Annotated in this window: 16 protein-coding genes; 7 read left to right on the top strand and 9 right to left on the bottom strand. The window is 73.4% G+C overall.

All coding sequences use genetic code 11. The features are described from left to right. Positions 1-2: 2 nt before the first annotated feature. The 7 genes from KAK03_RS22745 (at position 3) to frp (ending at position 4,103) form a co-directional block, all read left to right on the top strand. Entirely contained in the window at positions 3-1,349 is a 1,347-nt protein-coding gene (locus KAK03_RS22745) for a GH1 family beta-glucosidase (RefSeq protein WP_210856969.1), read from the top strand. Beyond that, entirely contained in the window at positions 1,346-2,194 is an 849-nt protein-coding gene (locus KAK03_RS22750) for a glycoside hydrolase family 16 protein (protein WP_210856970.1), read from the top strand. The genes KAK03_RS22745 and KAK03_RS22750 overlap by 4 nt, the downstream gene beginning before the upstream one ends. Further along, positions 2,191-3,054 (top strand): endonuclease/exonuclease/phosphatase family protein, encoded by an 864-nt coding sequence (locus KAK03_RS22755; protein ID WP_210856971.1) that lies wholly within the window; start codon positions 2,191-2,193, stop codon positions 3,052-3,054. Before KAK03_RS22750 ends, KAK03_RS22755 begins: the two co-directional genes overlap by 4 nt. A 78-nt stretch (positions 3,055-3,132) precedes the next feature. Continuing rightward, on the top strand, positions 3,133-3,264 hold the full coding sequence (locus KAK03_RS25475) for a hypothetical protein (RefSeq protein WP_310738709.1): 132 nt from the start codon (positions 3,133-3,135) through the stop codon (positions 3,262-3,264). 47 nt (positions 3,265-3,311) lie between these two features. Beyond that, entirely contained in the window at positions 3,312-3,428 is a 117-nt protein-coding gene (locus KAK03_RS25480; protein WP_310738710.1) for an addiction module toxin RelE, read from the top strand. A gap of 2 nt (positions 3,429-3,430) precedes the next feature. Next, positions 3,431-3,748, top strand: a complete 318-nt coding sequence (locus KAK03_RS22765) for an addiction module antidote protein (protein WP_210856972.1) — start codon at positions 3,431-3,433, stop codon at positions 3,746-3,748. Between the two features lie 34 nt (positions 3,749-3,782). Then, complete coding sequence (frp, locus tag KAK03_RS22770; protein ID WP_210856973.1) at positions 3,783-4,103, top strand: fluorescence recovery protein; 321 nt, start codon at positions 3,783-3,785, stop codon at positions 4,101-4,103. Positions 4,104-4,127: 24 nt separating this feature from the next. Here frp and KAK03_RS22775 read toward each other — a convergent pair whose 3' ends face one another. From KAK03_RS22775 to KAK03_RS22815, 9 genes are all read right to left on the bottom strand, one after another. Next, a complete protein-coding gene (locus KAK03_RS22775) occupies positions 4,128-5,138 on the bottom strand; it encodes an SIS domain-containing protein (protein WP_210856997.1) in 1,011 nt (336 codons plus the stop codon). A gap of 5 nt (positions 5,139-5,143) precedes the next feature. Next, entirely contained in the window at positions 5,144-6,250 is a 1,107-nt protein-coding gene (nagA, locus tag KAK03_RS22780) for an N-acetylglucosamine-6-phosphate deacetylase (RefSeq protein WP_210856974.1), read from the bottom strand. Further along, positions 6,247-7,131 carry a glucosamine kinase nucleotide-binding domain-containing protein gene (locus tag KAK03_RS22785; RefSeq protein ID WP_310738711.1) on the bottom strand — a complete coding sequence of 295 codons (885 nt, stop codon included), beginning with the start codon at positions 7,129-7,131 and terminating at the stop codon, positions 6,247-6,249. The genes nagA and KAK03_RS22785 overlap by 4 nt, the downstream gene beginning before the upstream one ends. Continuing rightward, the gene (locus tag KAK03_RS22790; RefSeq protein WP_210856975.1) at positions 7,128-8,252 is read right to left on the bottom strand and encodes an acyltransferase family protein; all 1,125 of its coding nucleotides are present in this window, start codon (positions 8,250-8,252) and stop codon (positions 7,128-7,130) included. The genes KAK03_RS22785 and KAK03_RS22790 overlap by 4 nt, the downstream gene beginning before the upstream one ends. Positions 8,253-8,450: 198 nt before the next feature. After that, positions 8,451-9,893, bottom strand: coding sequence for an ATP-binding protein (locus KAK03_RS22795; protein ID WP_310738712.1), 1,443 nt, complete (start codon positions 9,891-9,893; stop codon positions 8,451-8,453). After that, entirely contained in the window at positions 9,883-10,599 is a 717-nt protein-coding gene (locus tag KAK03_RS22800; RefSeq protein ID WP_210856977.1) for a response regulator, read from the bottom strand. The genes KAK03_RS22795 and KAK03_RS22800 overlap by 11 nt, the downstream gene beginning before the upstream one ends. Positions 10,600-10,605: 6 nt before the next feature. Then, positions 10,606-11,850, bottom strand: coding sequence for an ABC transporter substrate-binding protein (locus KAK03_RS22805; protein WP_310738713.1), 1,245 nt, complete (start codon positions 11,848-11,850; stop codon positions 10,606-10,608). 28 nt (positions 11,851-11,878) lie between these two features. Continuing rightward, complete coding sequence (locus tag KAK03_RS22810) at positions 11,879-12,571, bottom strand: GDSL-type esterase/lipase family protein (RefSeq protein ID WP_210856978.1); 693 nt, start codon at positions 12,569-12,571, stop codon at positions 11,879-11,881. Then, on the bottom strand, positions 12,568-15,027 hold the full coding sequence (locus KAK03_RS22815; RefSeq protein ID WP_210856979.1) for a family 20 glycosylhydrolase: 2,460 nt from the start codon (positions 15,025-15,027) through the stop codon (positions 12,568-12,570). The genes KAK03_RS22810 and KAK03_RS22815 overlap by 4 nt, the downstream gene beginning before the upstream one ends. Between the last annotated feature and the right edge of the window lie 9 nt (positions 15,028-15,036).

Raw genomic sequence — 15,036 nt, forward strand, 5'->3', positions numbered from 1 at the left:
CCATGAGCCTGCCCATCGATCCCGAGCACCGCCTGCCGAGCGACTTCGTCTGGGGCGTGGCCACCAGCGCCTTCCAGATCGAGGGCGCCGCCCACGACGACGGCAAGGGCGAGTCGATCTGGGACGTGTTCTGCCGCCAGAGCGGCGCCATCGCCGACGGCAGCGACGCCAGCGTGGCCTGCGACCATGTGCACCGCCTGGATGAGGACCTGGACCTGATCGCCAGCCTGGGCGTGGACGCCTACCGCTTCTCGATCAGCTGGCCGCGCGTGCAGCCGCAGGGCTGGGGGCCGTGGAGCGAGGAGGGTCTGGGCTTCTACGACCGGCTGGTCGACGGACTGCTGGCGCGCGGCATCCAGCCCTTCGCCACGCTGTACCACTGGGATCTGCCGCAGGTGCTGCAGACCCAGGGCGGCTGGGTGGCGCGCGACACCGTGCACCGCTTTGTCGACTATGCGCGCGGTGTGCAGCGCCGCCTGGGCGACCGGCTGGCCAGCATCGCCACGCACAACGAGCCCTGGGTGATCGCCACCCTGGGCCATGAGCTGGGCATCTTCGCGCCCGGCCAGAAGAGCCGCGCCGCCGCTGCCCAGGTCAGCCACCACCTGCTGCTGAGTCATGGCCTGGCGCTGCAGGCCCTGCGTGCCGACGGCGCCACCGCGCCGCTGGGCATCGTGCTGAATATGTCGCCGCAGGATCCGGCCACCCCCGACCCGGCCGACCAGGCGCTGGCGCACCTGCAGGACGGCCGCGGTCTGCGCTGGTACATGGACCCGCTGCTGCGGGGCCGCTACCCCGAGGACGTGTGGGCCGATCTGGGGCGCGACGCGCCGCGCATGGAACCGACCGACCTGGCGGCCATTGCGCAGCCGCTGGACTGGCTGGGGGTCAACTACTACACCCGCAACGTGTCCAGCAGCGCCGGACCCTGGGACCCGGCCGCGCACGGCCTGCCGGTGACCGACATGGGCTGGGAGATCTGCCCAGACAGCTTCCACGCGCTGCTCACCCGCCTGCACAGCGACTACGCGCTGCCCCCCACCTACATCACCGAGAACGGCGGCGCCTTCCCCGACCCGGTGCAGGCCGACGGTCTGGTGCACGACCACGACCGCATCGACTACCTGCGCACCCACATCGCCGCCGTGGTGCGCGCCGCCCAGGAGGGCGTGCCGCTGGCCGGCTACTTCGTCTGGAGTCTGATGGACAACTTCGAATGGGCCAGCGGCTATGCCAAGCGCTTCGGCATCGTGCATGTCGACTACGCCACCCTGGCGCGCACCCCCAAGGCCAGCGCCCGCGCCTACCGCGACGCGCTGACGCGCTGGCGCGCCGGAGCCCGCGCATGAAGGCGCTGGCCACCGCCCTGTGCGCCGCGCTGCTGGCGCTGGCCGGCTGCAGCAGCCCGCCCCAGCGCGTGCAGCCGCTCACCGCGCCGCTGCCCGAGCGCCTGGCCGTGCCCGCCGGCTACACGCTGGTCTGGTCCGACGAGTTCGACCGCGACGGCCTGCCCGACCCCGCGCGCTGGGTGCACGACACCCACCGCAACCGCGAGGGCTGGTACAACAAGGAGGCCCAGTACTACAGCGACCGCCGCGCCGAGAACGCGGTGGTGCAGGGCGGCCAACTGCACATCACCGCCCGCCGCGAAGCGCTGCGCGAGCAGCCCGACTGGGGCGGCCAGCCCTACAGTTCGGCACGGCTGATCACCAAGGGACGAGGCGACTGGACCTACGGCTTCTTCCAGATCCGCGCCAGGCTGCCCTGCGGCCAGGGCACCTGGCCGGCGATCTGGATGGTGGGCAGCGGCGGGCGCTGGCCGGCCGATGGTGAGCTGGACATCCTGGAGCAGATCGGCGAGCGACCCGACCGCGTCTTCAGCACCGTGCACACCCAGGCCGGCAGCGGCGCCTGGGGCAGCGGGGCCGAGCGCACGCTGACCGACGTGTGCACCGCCTTCCACGACTACCAGATGCACTGGACGCCCACGCACATCGACTTCGGCATCGACGGCGTGGCGCACTACCGCTACCTCAACCACGGCGGCGACGCCTGGCCCTTCGACCGCCCGCAGTTCCTGGTGCTGAACATCGCCATCGGCGGTGACCTGGGCGGGCGCGTGGACGACAGCATCTTCCCGGTGACGATGGCGGTGGACCATGTGCGGGTGTGGCAGGCGGGGAGCGCCCGATGAGGGCCTGGCTGCTGGCGCTGCTGCTGGGCCTGGTCGGCGCCGCGCAGGCCGCACCGCCGCTGAAGGTGGCCACCTACAACCTGCGCCTGAACGAGCCCGAGGACGGCCCCAACGCCTGGCCGCACCGCCGCGAGCAGGTCAAGGCCCTGATCCGCTACCACCGCCTGGACCTGGTGGCCACGCAGGAAGGCCTGATCGACCAGATCCATGACCTGGAAGCCATGCCCGGCTGGGCCCGCGTGGGGGTGGGCCGCGACGATGGCCGCGAGGGTGGCGAACACTCGGCCATCTTCTTCCGCCGCGAGCGCCTGGCGCTGGAGGACCACGGCGACTTCTGGCTCAGCGCCACGCCCGACAAACCGTCGATGAGTTGGGATTCGAACTGCTGCCACCGCCTGGCCACCTGGGCCCGGCTGCGCGACCGCGCCAGCGGCCAGCGCTTCATCACCTTCTCGGTCCACTTCGACCACGAGGCCGCGGTGTCGCGCCGCGAATCGGCGCGGCTGCTGGTCGAGCGGGTGAAGGCCCTGTCCCAGGGCCTGCCGGTGCTGTGCCTGGGCGACTTCAACGCCACCCCCGACAGCGAGCCGGTGGCGATCATGCGGGCCGCGCTGCGCGATGCGCGCGAGCTGAGCGAGTCACCACCCTATGGGCCGATGGGCACCTTCAATGCGTTCCAGTGGGATGCGGCGGCGGAGGAGCGCATCGACTACCTCTTCGTCAGCCCGGGGGTGCGGGTGCTGGACTATGCGGTGCTGACCGATTCATTGCGGGGGCGCTATACCAGTGACCACTTTCCGTTGGTGTTGACGGTACGCTGGGGTGGGCGGGCTTCGGCGGGCAGCAACGGCGGGCGATGACTCGTCACGCTCCGGGCGAGGCATTCAGTGCCATGCACAAGATGGTTCCGGATGTAGCTTTTGGGCTACAATCCGGCCATGCGCGTCGAGAAGACGAACGAGTATCGCGAGTGGATTGACAGCCTCAAGGACACTGCCGGGCGTGCGCGCATCCTGATGCGTGTCGACAGGCTCGTCCATGGCAATCCGGGCGCGCACCGCATTGCCTGACTCACGGCGTCTCGGAGCTCAAGGTCGATGTGGGCCCAGGCTACCGTGTGTACTACACCCAGCGCGGTGACCGCTTGCTGTTGCTGCTCATCGGCGGTGACAAGTCGACCCAGTCCAAGGACATTGCCAGGGCCATTCGCCTGGCCCAGTTGTACGGAGAGTGAATATGGCCACTGCTGCCCGCAAGTCGACCCCCAAGGTCAAGACGTCCTCGTACGATGTGGCCGAGCATCTGCGCACGCCTGAGGAGATGGCGGCGTATCTGGATGCCTGGCTCGAGGACGCTCCCGATGACGTGTCCGGCATTGCACGCGCACTGGGTGACATCGCTCGCGCCAAGGGCATGAGCCTGGTCGCCAAGGAGGCTGGCCTGAGCCGCGAGAGCCTTTATCGTGCGCTCAGCGAAGGCGGAAATCCCAGCTTCGCCACGGTGCTCAAGGTGGCGCGTGCGCTCGGTGTTCGCCTGCACGCCCAGCCGGCGTGAGCGCACACCCGGTGGACCCTCATTGGCGAGCGCGATGCACAACCTGACGTGGACGCAGGCCGAGAAGAGCCTGTCACGTCGCCTGTTTGACCAGGCGCTCGATGCGGAACTGGCTGACACACTGGCCCAGTTCAAGGCCCGGGCAGCGGCGGTGTCGAGCCCCGAGGCGATGTGGGCCATTCAGCCCTTCCTGGCTGACCGGCAACGCGAGATCGACGCCAAATATGACTACCGGTACTCGCAACTGATCATCGTGTTCGGTCGCCTGTTGCGCGAGGGACGGATCCAGGAGGCGCAATTGGCTGGGTTGTCGGAAGACAAGCAGGCGCTGATCAAGCATGTCGGCGGCCTCTAGCGGGCCGTGGCAGAGCTCGTCTCACTACACCGTTTTCGTCACCTTGCTGAGATGCCTCGGCTGGTCCGGGTCCATCCCCCGCGCCTGGGCCAACTGCGCCGCCATCCCGTAGAACGCCTGGATCGCGCACGCCGGATCCAACTCCGGCAGCGTGGCCGTGGGCAGCGTCAGATCGCGTTCGGGCACATCGGCCGGTGCCGCCAGCAGCACCGCGGCACCCCGCTGCCGCATGTCGGCGGCCAGCGCGCGCAGGCCCGGTTGCGTGGGTCCACGCAGCGCGAAGACCAGCAACGGGTAGCCGGGTTCGACCAGGGCCATCGGGCCGTGGCGGATTTCGGCGCTGCTGAAGGCTTCGGCCTGCAGGGCCGAGGTTTCCTTGAACTTCAGCGCGGCCTCCTGCGCCACCGACAGGCCCAGGCCGCGGCCCACCACCATCAGGTGGCGGGCGCTTTGCAGCACGGGCAGGGCGGCCGACCAGTCGGTCTGGGCGGCGCGGGTCAGGTCGTGCGGCAGTTCGGCCAGCGCGGCGTGCAGGGCGGCGGAGTCCTGCCAGTGGGCCACCAGGCGGGCGGCGGCGGCCAGGCTGGCGATGAAGCTCTTGGTGGCGGCCACGCTGCGCTCGGGGCCGGCGTGCAAGCCGATGGTCCACTCGGTGGCCTGGGCCAGCGGGGATGTGGTGTCGTTGACCAGGGCCACGGTGCAGGCGCCGCTGGCGCGCAGCGCGCGCATCGGCTCGACCACGTCGGGGCTCTGGCCCGATTGCGACACGGCCACGGCCAGTGCGCCGGCGGTGCGCAGCGGGGCCTGGCCCAAAGTCAGCAGCGACAGCGGCAGCGAGGCCACCACGCAGCCCAGGCGCGCCATCACCAGGTAGGCCAGGTAGCTGGCGGCGTGGTCGCTGCTGCCGCGGGCCAGGGTCAGCGTCACCGCGGGTGACAAGGCGGCCAGGTGGCGGCCCAGCGCGGCCAGGCGCGCGTCCTCGTCAATGCCCTGGCGCTCGACCGCGGCAGCGGCCTCCAGGGCTTCGTCGCGCATGCGGCTCATCGGGGCAGCTCCCGGCCGGCCACGTAGACCGCCTGCACGCCCAGCCGTGCGTCCAGCAGCACCAGATCGGCGTGGGCGCCGGGGGCGAGGCGGCCGCGCTCGGTCTCGCCCAGGTAGTCGGCGGGGAAGCGCGACACGCGGTCGCTGGCCTCGGCCAGGCTCAGGCCCAGGCCGACCAGGTGGCGCAGCGCGCGGTCCATGGTCAGCGCGCTGCCGGCCAGCGTGCCGTCGGCCAGGCGCACGCCGCCGGCGCAGTGGTGCACGGTCTGGCGGCCCAGGCGGAACTCGCCCTCGGGCATGCCGGCGGCGGCGGTGGCGTCGGTCACCGCGAACACGCGCGGGATGGCGCGCAGCGCGGCCAGCAGCGCGCCGGGGTGCACATGCAGGCCGTCGGGGATCAGCTCGGCATGCTGGGCGTGGGCCAGCGCCGCGCCCACCAGGCCGGGGGCCCGGTGGTGCAGGCCGGACATGGCGTTGAAGAGGTGGGTGAAGCCGCTGGCACCGGCGGCCAGCGCGGCCACGCCCTGCTCGTAGCTGGCCTCGCTGTGGCCGATCTGCACGCGCAGGCCGCGCGCCACCAGCTGCGGGATCAGCGCCAGGTGGCCGTCCTCCTCGGGCGCCAGCGTGACCACGCGCAGCGTGGCGCGGGCGCAGAAGTCGTCCAGCTCAGCCAGCGTGGCGGCGTGGGTGTCGGGTGGCTGAGCGCCCAGGCGCTGCGGGCTGAGCCAGGGGCCTTCCAGATGCACGCCCAGCACGCGGGCACCGTCACCCGGACCGCTGGCCATGGCGGCGGCGATGCCGTCCAGGGCGCGCTGCACATCGGCCGTGGGCGCGGTCATCGTGGTGGCCAGCAGTGCGGTGGTGCCGTGGCGCGCATGCAGCCGGGCCAGGGTGCGCACGGCGGCGGCGCCTTCCATGGTGTCGGCGCCGCCGCCGCCGTGCACGTGCAGGTCGATGAAGCCGGGCAGGGCGATCGGCAGCGCGGGGTCGGGCTGGGCGATGGGCGCGCCGTCGATGGCCTGGATGCGCTCGTCGAAGCGCAGCGGGCCGAGGCGCCAGCCCTCGGGCGTCAGCACATTGGCGTGCAGGGTGTGCAAGGTCATGCGTCAGTGTGCGCCAGGTGCTGGCGCAGCAGGATCAGGGCGCCGTCGGCCGCGTCGCCGCGGGGCGGCTGCAGGCGGCGGCGGAAGGATTCGGGCAGCCAGGGCATCAGTGGCGCGGCCAGGCCACCGCACAGCGACAACGGCAGCTCGCCCTGGGGCACCAGGGCATCGGCCAGGCGCACCACCTCCCGCGCGGCCTGTTCCACCCAGGCGCGCGCCAGCGCGTGGCTGGGCGCGTGATCCAGCACCAGCGGAGCCAGGCTGGCGAAGTGGCCCTGGCTGGCCTGGCCCAGCCAGGTGCGCAGGGTGTCGGGGTCGGCGCCGCAGCGCTGGGCCACGGCGTGGGACAGCGCGTCGGCGCTGGCGCGGCCGTCCAGTACCTGCTGCAGATGCGCGGCGGCGCGCAGGCCCAGCCAGGCGCCGCTGCCTTCATCGCCCGCCGGGAAGCCCCAGCCGCCCACGTCGCGCCGGGCGCCGTGGGCATCCTGGCGCAGGCCCACGCTGCCGGTGCCCATGGCCACCACCGCGCCGGGCGCGCCGCCGTGGGCGCCCAGCAGTGTGGTCAGCGCGTCACTCGCCAGGCACAGCGCGGCGCAGCCGGGGTCGGCAGCCACGAAGGCCGCCGCCCAGGGCGGGTTGTTGGCACCGGCCAGGCCCAGGCCCAGCGCGATCTCGGACCAGGGCGGCATCGGCTGGCCTTGCTGGGCGAAGGCGTCGGCCAAGGCGTCGCGCACGGCTTGCCACGCGCTGGGGATGCCGTGCATCAGCGCCGATGCACCGGCGCGGCCGTGGCCGATCGGGGTGCCGGCGACGTCGGTCACCCGAACGCGCGTGCCGGTGCCGCCGCCATCCACGCCGGCCAGGTAGCGGGGCATCGTCATAGCCGCACCACGATGCCGCGCCGCCACAGCCACCAGCCCGGCAGCCAGCAGGCGGCGGTGTAGGCCAGCGCGTAGAGCAGCGAGCCGGGCTTGTCGCCGGCCCAGGACTGGAAGCCGTGCTGGTAGAGCCACTCCATCAGCGACGTGCCCTGCACCGGCGTCAGCCACAGCACCGCATTGCCCACCTCGCTGAGCAGGTAGATGGCCAGCGGGTTCAGGCCGAAGACCTGCCACACCCACAGGCCGCGACGCCAGCCGCGGCGGTCGATCAGCGCGGTGAGTGCCGCCAGGATCAACAGGTCCAGGCCGATGGTCAGCGCCACGTAGCTGGGGGTCCAGAGCTTCTTGTTGATCGGCAGCAGCGGGTCCCAGGCCAGGGCCAGGCCCACGCTGGCGGCCCCCAGCACCACCAGCCGCGCCAGGGGCTGCGCCGGCGCGGCGCGCAGCCAGCGGGTGGCGCCGTAGCCGGCCAGCACATGCACGGTGGCGGCGGCGGTGCCCAGCAGGCCTTCAGGGTCGTAGGGCAGGCCTTCGCCCTGGTAGATGTGGCCGGCGCCGAAGACCCACAGGTCCAGCCGGCGCGCGGCGTTGCCCTCCAGCGTGAGGTCGCCGCCGGTCAGCAGCACCACCCAGGTGCCCAGCAGCACCAACCCGCTGAAGACGATGGCGCCGCGCCGCCCGCCCCACAGCAGCACGGCGGCGGCCAGCGCCTGGCACAGGGCAATGCGCTGCAGCACGCCGGGAATGCGCGCGGTGGCCAGCGGCCGCAGCGACCAGCTGCCATCGGCCCCCTGCTGGACGAACGGAAAGTAGTAGAGCAACAGTCCGCAGCCGAACAGCAGGGCCGAGCGGCGCAGCACGCGCGCGAAGGCCGCGCCGCGGCCGGCCTGCGCGCTGCGCTCCAGCGAGAAGGCCATGGCCGCGCCCACGATGAACAGGAAGCTGGGGAAGACCAGGTCGGTCAGCGTGAAGCCGTGCCAGCGCGCATGCAGCAGCTGGCCGTAGGACAGCTGCTCGCTGAGCGACATGTTGACCACGATCATCAGCGCCACCGTCAGGCCGCGCATCACGTCCAGCGCCAATGAACGCGAGGGGGCGGTGGACGGGTGGGCGGTGGACATCGGTGCCCAAGTTAGCATCCCCGGCGCGCCGAGGCCAGAGGCCCGGCCACCGGGGCCCCCCGGTGCAAGTGCCTGATTCACCGCGTGCGGCGCGCGGCGCCCTTACGCATCATTACCCCGCCGGGCCAGGGCCGCGCGTGCGCGCGGCGCGATGCCTCACCGAAGATTACAAAAACTTGCCCGGCCGCGGCCCGCGGATCAGGCCGGCAGTCGGATCCGCGCCACGAATCCGCCCTCGGGGTGGTTGGCCAGCAGCAACTCGCCGCCCTGCGCCTGCACCAGGCTGCGCGCGATGCCCAGGCCCAGGCCCATGCCGCCCGCGTTGTGCTCGCGCCCATGCGACAGGCGCAGGTGCGGGTCGAACAGGCGCGGCAGGGCCTCGTCGGGCACACCGGGGCCGTGGTCGCGCACGGCGATCTCGGTGTGCGGGCCGTCTCGGCGCACGCTGATCTCGGCCCGCGCGCCGTAGAACAGCGCGTTGTCCAGCAGGTTGCCCAGCGCACGCTTGAGCGCCAGCGGCTTGGCGCGCACCGTCAGGCCCGCCGGCGTGAAGGCCACCGCCTGGCCCGACAGCTGCGCACCGCGCACCAGGCGGGCGATCAGCGCATCCAGGCGCACGTCCACCACGTCCTCGTGGATGTCGCTGTCACTGACGTTCTGCAGCGCGCCCTTGACCATCATGTCGAGCTCGTCGAGGTCTTCCTCGAACTCGGTGCGCAGCGTGTCGTCGTCCAGCAGTTCCGAGCGCAGCTTGAGCCGGGTGATCGGCGTGCGCAGGTCGTGCGAGATGGCGACGAACAGGCGCTCGCGGTCCTCCAGGTAGTTGTGGATGCGCTGCTGCATCGCGCGGAAGGCGCGCGCGGTGTTGATGAACTCGCGGCTGCCGGTCTCGGGCAGTGCCGGCATGGGCTCGCCCTGGCCGATGGCGGTGGCGGCGTCGGACAGCCGGGCCAGCGGGCGGATGATGCCGCGCAGCACGAACAGCATCAGCAGTAGCAGCGCCACCGCCAGCGAGATGCCGGGCAGCAGCAGGCGCTCGGCGCTGAAGGCGTCGCTGCCGTCCAGGAAGTAGGGGTTGGGCATCAGTGTGGCCAGCAGCAGCCAGTGGCCGGGCTCCAGCTCGGTCTGCACCAGCAGCACCGGCGCCGGCTGCGGCAGCAGCAGCTGCTGGGCCCACAGCTCAGGCAGCTCCACCAGGCGCGCCCCGGCGGGGCTGACCTGCACCTCGCCCGGCCAGGAAAAGGCCAGTTGCAGGCCCGGCAGGCTGGCCAGGTCGGCGTGCAGGGTGCGCGCCAGCGAGGCCAGCGCCTGCTCGGCCAGCGCGGCCGGGGCGATCGGCTGCACCGGCACCGGGGCGTCGTTCAACCACAGCAGGAAGCGCGCGCCGCCCATGTCGCGCTGCTGCTGCACCACCAGCGGCCGGTAGCTGGCCGGCACGCTGCGCAGCGAGCGGATGGTGTGCGCCGCGCCGTGGCCCAGCACCTGGGCGGCGGCCTCGGCCTCGGCGCGGCGGTCGGCGCGCAACTGGGCGTTCCACAGCGCGCCCAGCGCCAGCTGCACCACCAGCACGCCGCCGACCAGCAGCAGCGACAGCCGACCCATCATCGAGGTCGGCCAGCCGCCGCGTGCGTCAGACGGCACCGGAGACGACCTCGGCGGCAAAGACATAGCCGGCGCCGCGCACCGTCTTGATCAGGTGCGGCTGCTTGCCGTCGTCGCCCAGGCGCAGGCGCAGGCGGCTGATCTGCACGTCGAGCGAGCGGTCCAGCGGGCCGGATTCGCGGCCGCGCGTCTGCTCGCACAGCTGGTCGCGGTCGAGGATCACGCCGGGGTGCTCGACGAAGCAGCGCAGCAGCTGGAAGTCCAGGCCGGTCAGAACCACCGGCTGGCCCTGGGCATCGACCACGGTGCGCTCGACCAGATCCAGCGTGAAGCCGGCGAAGCGGTGAAAGCGCAGCGCGGGCGACTGCTCGGCGCCGCTGCGGCGCAGGATGGCCTTGATGCGCGCCAGCAGCTCGCGCGGGCTGTAGGGCTTGGCCATGTAGTCGTCGGCGCCGATCTCCAGGCCGACCACGCGGTCGGTTTCGTCGGCGCTGGCGGTGAGCATGATGATGGCCACCTTGGGCGCGCGGGCGCGCACCTCGCGGCACAGCGCGAAGCCGTCGGTGTCGGGCAGCATCACGTCCAGGATGACCAGCGCCAGCTCGTCGGCATGGCGCAGGAATTCGGCCATGAAGCTGGCGCCGTCGTGGGCCACCAGCACCTCGAACTGGTTCTTCTCGAGGTAGGTCTTGAGCAGCTGGCGGGTCTTCTGGTCGTCGTCGACGACAAGGATCTGGCGTCCCATGGGTCTTCAGTCGTCCGTGGCGCGTTGGGGCAGGGTGCGCAGCACCGCGGCCAGGCGCTGCTGCAGGGAGGCGGGCGTGGCCTGGTCGTCCAGGAAGAAGCGGCGCAGTTCGTCGATCAGCGCCTCCTTGCTGGCCTCGTCGGTGGCCATGCGGTGGACCATGCTGGGCGCGCGCTGCGCGCTGCCCTGGGCGAAGCTCAGCCAGGAGTCGCGCGCGCAGGTATCCAGCCGGGCCGGGTCGGTGTCGCGGCGCACCGGCACCGAGCCCTTGACCGCGTTGTAGTCGGCCTGCACCGCCGGCGTCACCAGCAGACGCGCCAGGCGCTCCTGCGCCGGGCTGCGGGCGTAGTCGTTGGTGAACATGCCGAGTGAATCGATGCTGTAGAGGTGCAGGCGCTGGGTGCCGGGCCAGGTGCTGCAGACCACGTCCTGGTCCAGCCGGGCGCCCAGCGCCAGCAGCTCGCCCTTGGCCCAGTCGCCCATCATCAGCATGGCCGCGTCGCCGCGCTGCAGGCGGCGGACCTCGTCGGTCCAGGGGCGGTCAGCGGCGGCGCCGCCGATCCAGCCGCGCAGCTGGCGCAGGCGGCGCAGCGCCGTGGCCAGGCGCGGGTCGGCCGCGGCGGCGGGGTCGTGGCGCACGAACAGCGCGCGGTGCAGGGCCACGCCGCCTTCGGCCAGGATCATCGCCTCGGCCAGGCCGGCCACCTGCCAGGGCTCGCTGCTCTGCGCCAACGGCACCACGCCGGCGGCCTGCAGCGCGGCGGCGGTGCGTTCCAGCTCGGCCCAGGTGGTGGGGGCTTTCAGGCCCAGGCGGTCGAAGGTGGGCTTGTGCAGGTACAAGGCGTTGGCGCGGTGGATGCCCAGCGGCACCGCCACCGTGTGGCCGCGGTGGCGCAGCAGCGCGGCCACCGGGGGCAGCAGCTGCTGCGGCCAGGTGCCGGCGACATTGTCGAGTTCGAGCAGCACGCCCACCTCGGCCCAGTCGGCGATCGAGCGGCCGATGAGCTGGGTGGCGTCGGGCGCGTCGCCGGCCAGCACGCGGCTGCGCAGCACCTTGCCGGCGCCCTGGCCGGCCCCGCCGGGTACGGCGGCATCGCGCCAGGCGATGTCCTCGGCCGCGGCATGCGCGGCCAGCACCTCCACCGCGCGGCGCTCGCTGGCCGAGGTCCACCAGTGCAGCACCTGCAGCGGCGTGGCAGCGGCGGCGGCCAGCGGCAGGGTCAGCAGGAGGGTGGACAGGACGAGGCGCACGGCGGCATTGTCTGCCCAGACCGGCGCGTCAGCGGGTCAGGGCGCGCTGCACGGCCTCGCGCGCGGCGGCGCTCATCACGCGGTAGCCGGCGGCGGTGGGGTGCACGCCGTCCTCGGCCAGGGCCTTGGCGATGCCGCCGTCGGCATCGGCCAGCGGCGTGTGCAGCTCCAGCAGCACCAGGTCCTGCTGCTGGGCGTAGCGGCGCAGCAGGTGGTTCAGCTCGATGATGCGCGTGCGCGGGTCGATCTCGGGCGCCCACCAGTACCGGCTGGCCGGCGGCACGGTGCCGATCACCACGCGGATGCCGTGTGCGCGCGCCAGCTCGGCCATCGAGGCGATGTTCCCGGCGATGGCCTCCACGGTGGTGGGGCCGGTGTTGCCGGCGATGTCGTTGGTGCCGGCGATGATCACCAGCACCCGCGGCGCCAGCGCGATCACGTCCTGGCGCAGGCGCAGCAGCATCTGCGGCGTGGTCTGGCCGCTGATGCCGCGGTTGATCCAGCCGCCGGGGCCGAAGGGATCGGGCGCGTCGTGGCTCCAGTGCTCGGTGATCGAGTCGCCCAGCACGACCACGCGGGCCTCGTCGGCGCGCGGCGCGCCCAGCGCGGCGTTGGCCTCGCGGAAGCGGCCCAGCTGGGCCCAGTCGTCGGGCGGGGTGGCGGCGGTGCTCATCAGCGGCAGGACCAGCAGCAGGGACAGGAGCAGGCGGTGACGCATCATGGCAGGGCGATGGTGCGGCTGCGCTGGCCGCCCGGGCCGAAGGCGGCGGCGCGCACGCCGGTGGTGGCGGGAATGCCGTCGGGGCCGGCCAGCGGGCTGTCGGGGCCGGGTTCGCTGCCGTCGGTGGTGTAGCGCACCTGCAGGCCGGGCCAGGCGGTGGCGCTGCGGGTGCGTGCGCCGTCCACCTGCAGGCCCGGGGGCGGTACATGGTAGGCCAGGCCCGGCTGCTCGCTCAGCAGCCGCGGCAGCACCTGGGTGCCCACCTGGCGGGTGAAACGGTCCCAGTCCTGCGCATGGCCGGCGGCGGCGTCCGCCGGCACGCGGCTGCGCGCCCAGGCGGGGTCGGCCGACCAGGCGCGCTCGGCCAGTGCCAGCAGGCGCGGCAGCAGCAGGCGCTGCATGGTGGCGGGCTCGCGCACCACCTCGGAGAACAGCGTGCCCTCCAGGCCCAGCACATGGCGACGGCCGCTGGCGGTGAGTGCCGCGCGGCCGGGCAGCGGGGTGGGGTCGGTGGGGCGGGCGCGCAGGTCGTCCAGCGGGACATAGGACCAGGTCTGCTGCAGGTCGGTCAGCGCGGCCCAGTTGACGCCCACCTCGTTGGGCTCGGCGTCATGCGCCATGTCGAAGTACAGGCGCGTGGCGGGCGCCAGCACCACGTCGTGGCCGGCATTGGCCAGGCGGTAGGCCAGGTCGTCGGAGTCGTCCAGGTTGTTCCAGACGAACAGCCGCATGCCGCGGCCGCGGAACACCGGGTTGGGCTCGAGCCGGCTGCCTGGGCCGTTGCTGTTCACGTGCGGGCGGCGCACCGCGCCCAGCTCCTCCCAGCCATCAACGCGCGCGCCGTGGCGCCGGGCGATGGCGTCGACACGCTGGTAGAAGTGGTTCCACAGGCCGTCGCGGTCACCCAGGCCCAGCCGGCGGATGGTCTCGAGGCTGGCCGGCGAGGCGCTCCAGGCGCGGCCAGGCAGCTCGTCGGCGCCCAGGTGGATGCGGCGCAGCGGCACGCCGGCCTCGCGGTGCATCGCGGCGATCTCGCCCAGCACCTTGTCGATGAAGGCGTAGGTGCCGGGCAGGCCGGGGTCGATCACATGGTCGGTGTGCAGCTGGGCCGAGCGGTAGACCGAGGGGTCGTCCGGGTCGCGCAGGCGGTACTGGGCGGCATCGGGCCGGCCTTGCGCGGCCAGTGCGCGCTCGCGCGCGGCCATGGCCCAGACGGCGGCGCGGGCGTGGCCGGGCATCTCGATCTCGGGCAGCACGGTGATCTGCAGCGCCGCGGCCTCGCGCAGCAGCGCGATGTAGTCGGCCCGGCTGAGATGCCCGCTGCCGTGCGGGTCGGCCACGTCGGCGCCCGAGCCATGGGCCGGCGGCAGGTGGCGCCAGGGATCGGCGCTGTGGCCGCGGCGGGCGCCGAAGTCGGTCAGCTCGGGCAGGCCGGGGATCTCCAGGCGCCAGCCCTCGTCGTCGCTCAGGTGCAGGTGCAGCGTGTTGAGCTTCAGGCGGGCCATCAGCGCCAGCGTGTGGCTCAGCGTGTCGGGCGACTGGAAGTTGCGCGCGATGTCGACCAGCAGGCCGCGCACCGCGAAGCGCGGCGCATCGGTGATGTCCAGCGCCGGCCAGGCGGCGCCCGGGGCGGGCCACAGGTCGCGCAGCGAGGACAGGCCGCGCGCCACGCCGGCCGGGCTGCGCCCGGTCAGGGTGATGCCGCGCTGCGGGTGGATCTGCAGCCGGTAGGCCTCGGGCGAAGCGTTGCCGGGCACTGCGCCCACGCGCAGGCGCAGCGGTGGCTGCGAGGCATCGACCGGGCCGGGCCAGCGCGCGCCCAGCCAGCGGTTCAGTTGATCAGCCTGGGCGCGCAGCGCGGGCGCGGCCTGCAGCGCGGGGCGGGCGCGCCAGCGCAGTTCGCCCGCGCCGGCCTGCCAATGCAGCGGCGGCGGAAACACCGGCGGCAGCGCCGTCGCATCGGCCGGGGCCGGCCGCTGGTAGCGCGCATACAGCTCGGCCGCCGTGGGTGGCTGGGGGTCGCCCGGGCCGGGCACGAGTGCGCGGGCGGTGGTGGCCAGGGGCCAGGCGCGGTCGGGCTCGGCGTCCAGCACCAGGTAGGCGCCGCGCGGGCCCTTGTCGACGCGGTGCATGGGCTCGGCCGCCAGCAAGCGCAGCGTCAGCGTCTGGCCGGCGGCCACCGGTTGGGGCTGGATGGGCCGCACCCGGTAGTGCGTGCCCTTGACCGGCTCCACCAGCAGGCCGCCCTCGGTGGGACCGGTGCGCAGGCCCGAGACCGTGCTGAGGTACAGCGACCAGCCGGTGGCCGGCAGCGCCAGGTCGGCGGGCAGGCTCAGCTGCAGCTCCAGCAGGCCCAGCGGGTCCGGGTGGCCGGCCACCGGGCCGTTGCGCAGCACCGACCACTGCAGCGTGGCGGGGGTGGCCAGCGCCGCGGGGCCCAGCAGGACCAGGGCCATCGCGGCCCA

The sequence above is a fragment of the Ideonella alba genome (genome assembly GCF_018069845.1).
In the GTDB taxonomy this organism is placed as follows: Bacteria; Pseudomonadota; Gammaproteobacteria; order Burkholderiales; family Burkholderiaceae_C; genus Ideonella; species Ideonella alba.

Bases quoted from the DNA above. Each gene is read 5' to 3' on its own strand.
- KAK03_RS22745 (WP_210856969.1), top strand. From the start codon at position 3: ATGAGCCTGCCCATCGATCCCGAGCACCGCCTGCCGAGCGACTTCGTC.
- KAK03_RS22750 (WP_210856970.1), top strand. From the start codon at position 1,346: ATGAAGGCGCTGGCCACCGCCCTGTGCGCCGCGCTGCTGGCGCTGGCC.
- KAK03_RS22755 (WP_210856971.1), top strand. From the start codon at position 2,191: ATGAGGGCCTGGCTGCTGGCGCTGCTGCTGGGCCTGGTCGGCGCCGCG.
- KAK03_RS25475 (WP_310738709.1), top strand. From the start codon at position 3,133: ATGCGCGTCGAGAAGACGAACGAGTATCGCGAGTGGATTGACAGCCTC.
- KAK03_RS22765 (WP_210856972.1), top strand. From the start codon at position 3,431: ATGGCCACTGCTGCCCGCAAGTCGACCCCCAAGGTCAAGACGTCCTCG.
- frp (WP_210856973.1), top strand. From the start codon at position 3,783: ATGCACAACCTGACGTGGACGCAGGCCGAGAAGAGCCTGTCACGTCGC.
- KAK03_RS22775 (WP_210856997.1), bottom strand. From the start codon at position 5,138: ATGCGCGACGAAGCCCTGGAGGCCGCTGCCGCGGTCGAGCGCCAGGGC.
- nagA (WP_210856974.1), bottom strand. From the start codon at position 6,250: ATGACCTTGCACACCCTGCACGCCAATGTGCTGACGCCCGAGGGCTGG.
- KAK03_RS22785 (WP_310738711.1), bottom strand. From the start codon at position 7,131: ATGACGATGCCCCGCTACCTGGCCGGCGTGGATGGCGGCGGCACCGGC.
- KAK03_RS22790 (WP_210856975.1), bottom strand. From the start codon at position 8,252: ATGTCCACCGCCCACCCGTCCACCGCCCCCTCGCGTTCATTGGCGCTG.
- KAK03_RS22800 (WP_210856977.1), bottom strand. From the start codon at position 10,599: ATGGGACGCCAGATCCTTGTCGTCGACGACGACCAGAAGACCCGCCAG.
- KAK03_RS22810 (WP_210856978.1), bottom strand. From the start codon at position 12,571: ATGATGCGTCACCGCCTGCTCCTGTCCCTGCTGCTGGTCCTGCCGCTG.
- KAK03_RS22815 (WP_210856979.1), bottom strand. From the start codon at position 15,027: ATGGCCCTGGTCCTGCTGGGCCCCGCGGCGCTGGCCACCCCCGCCACG.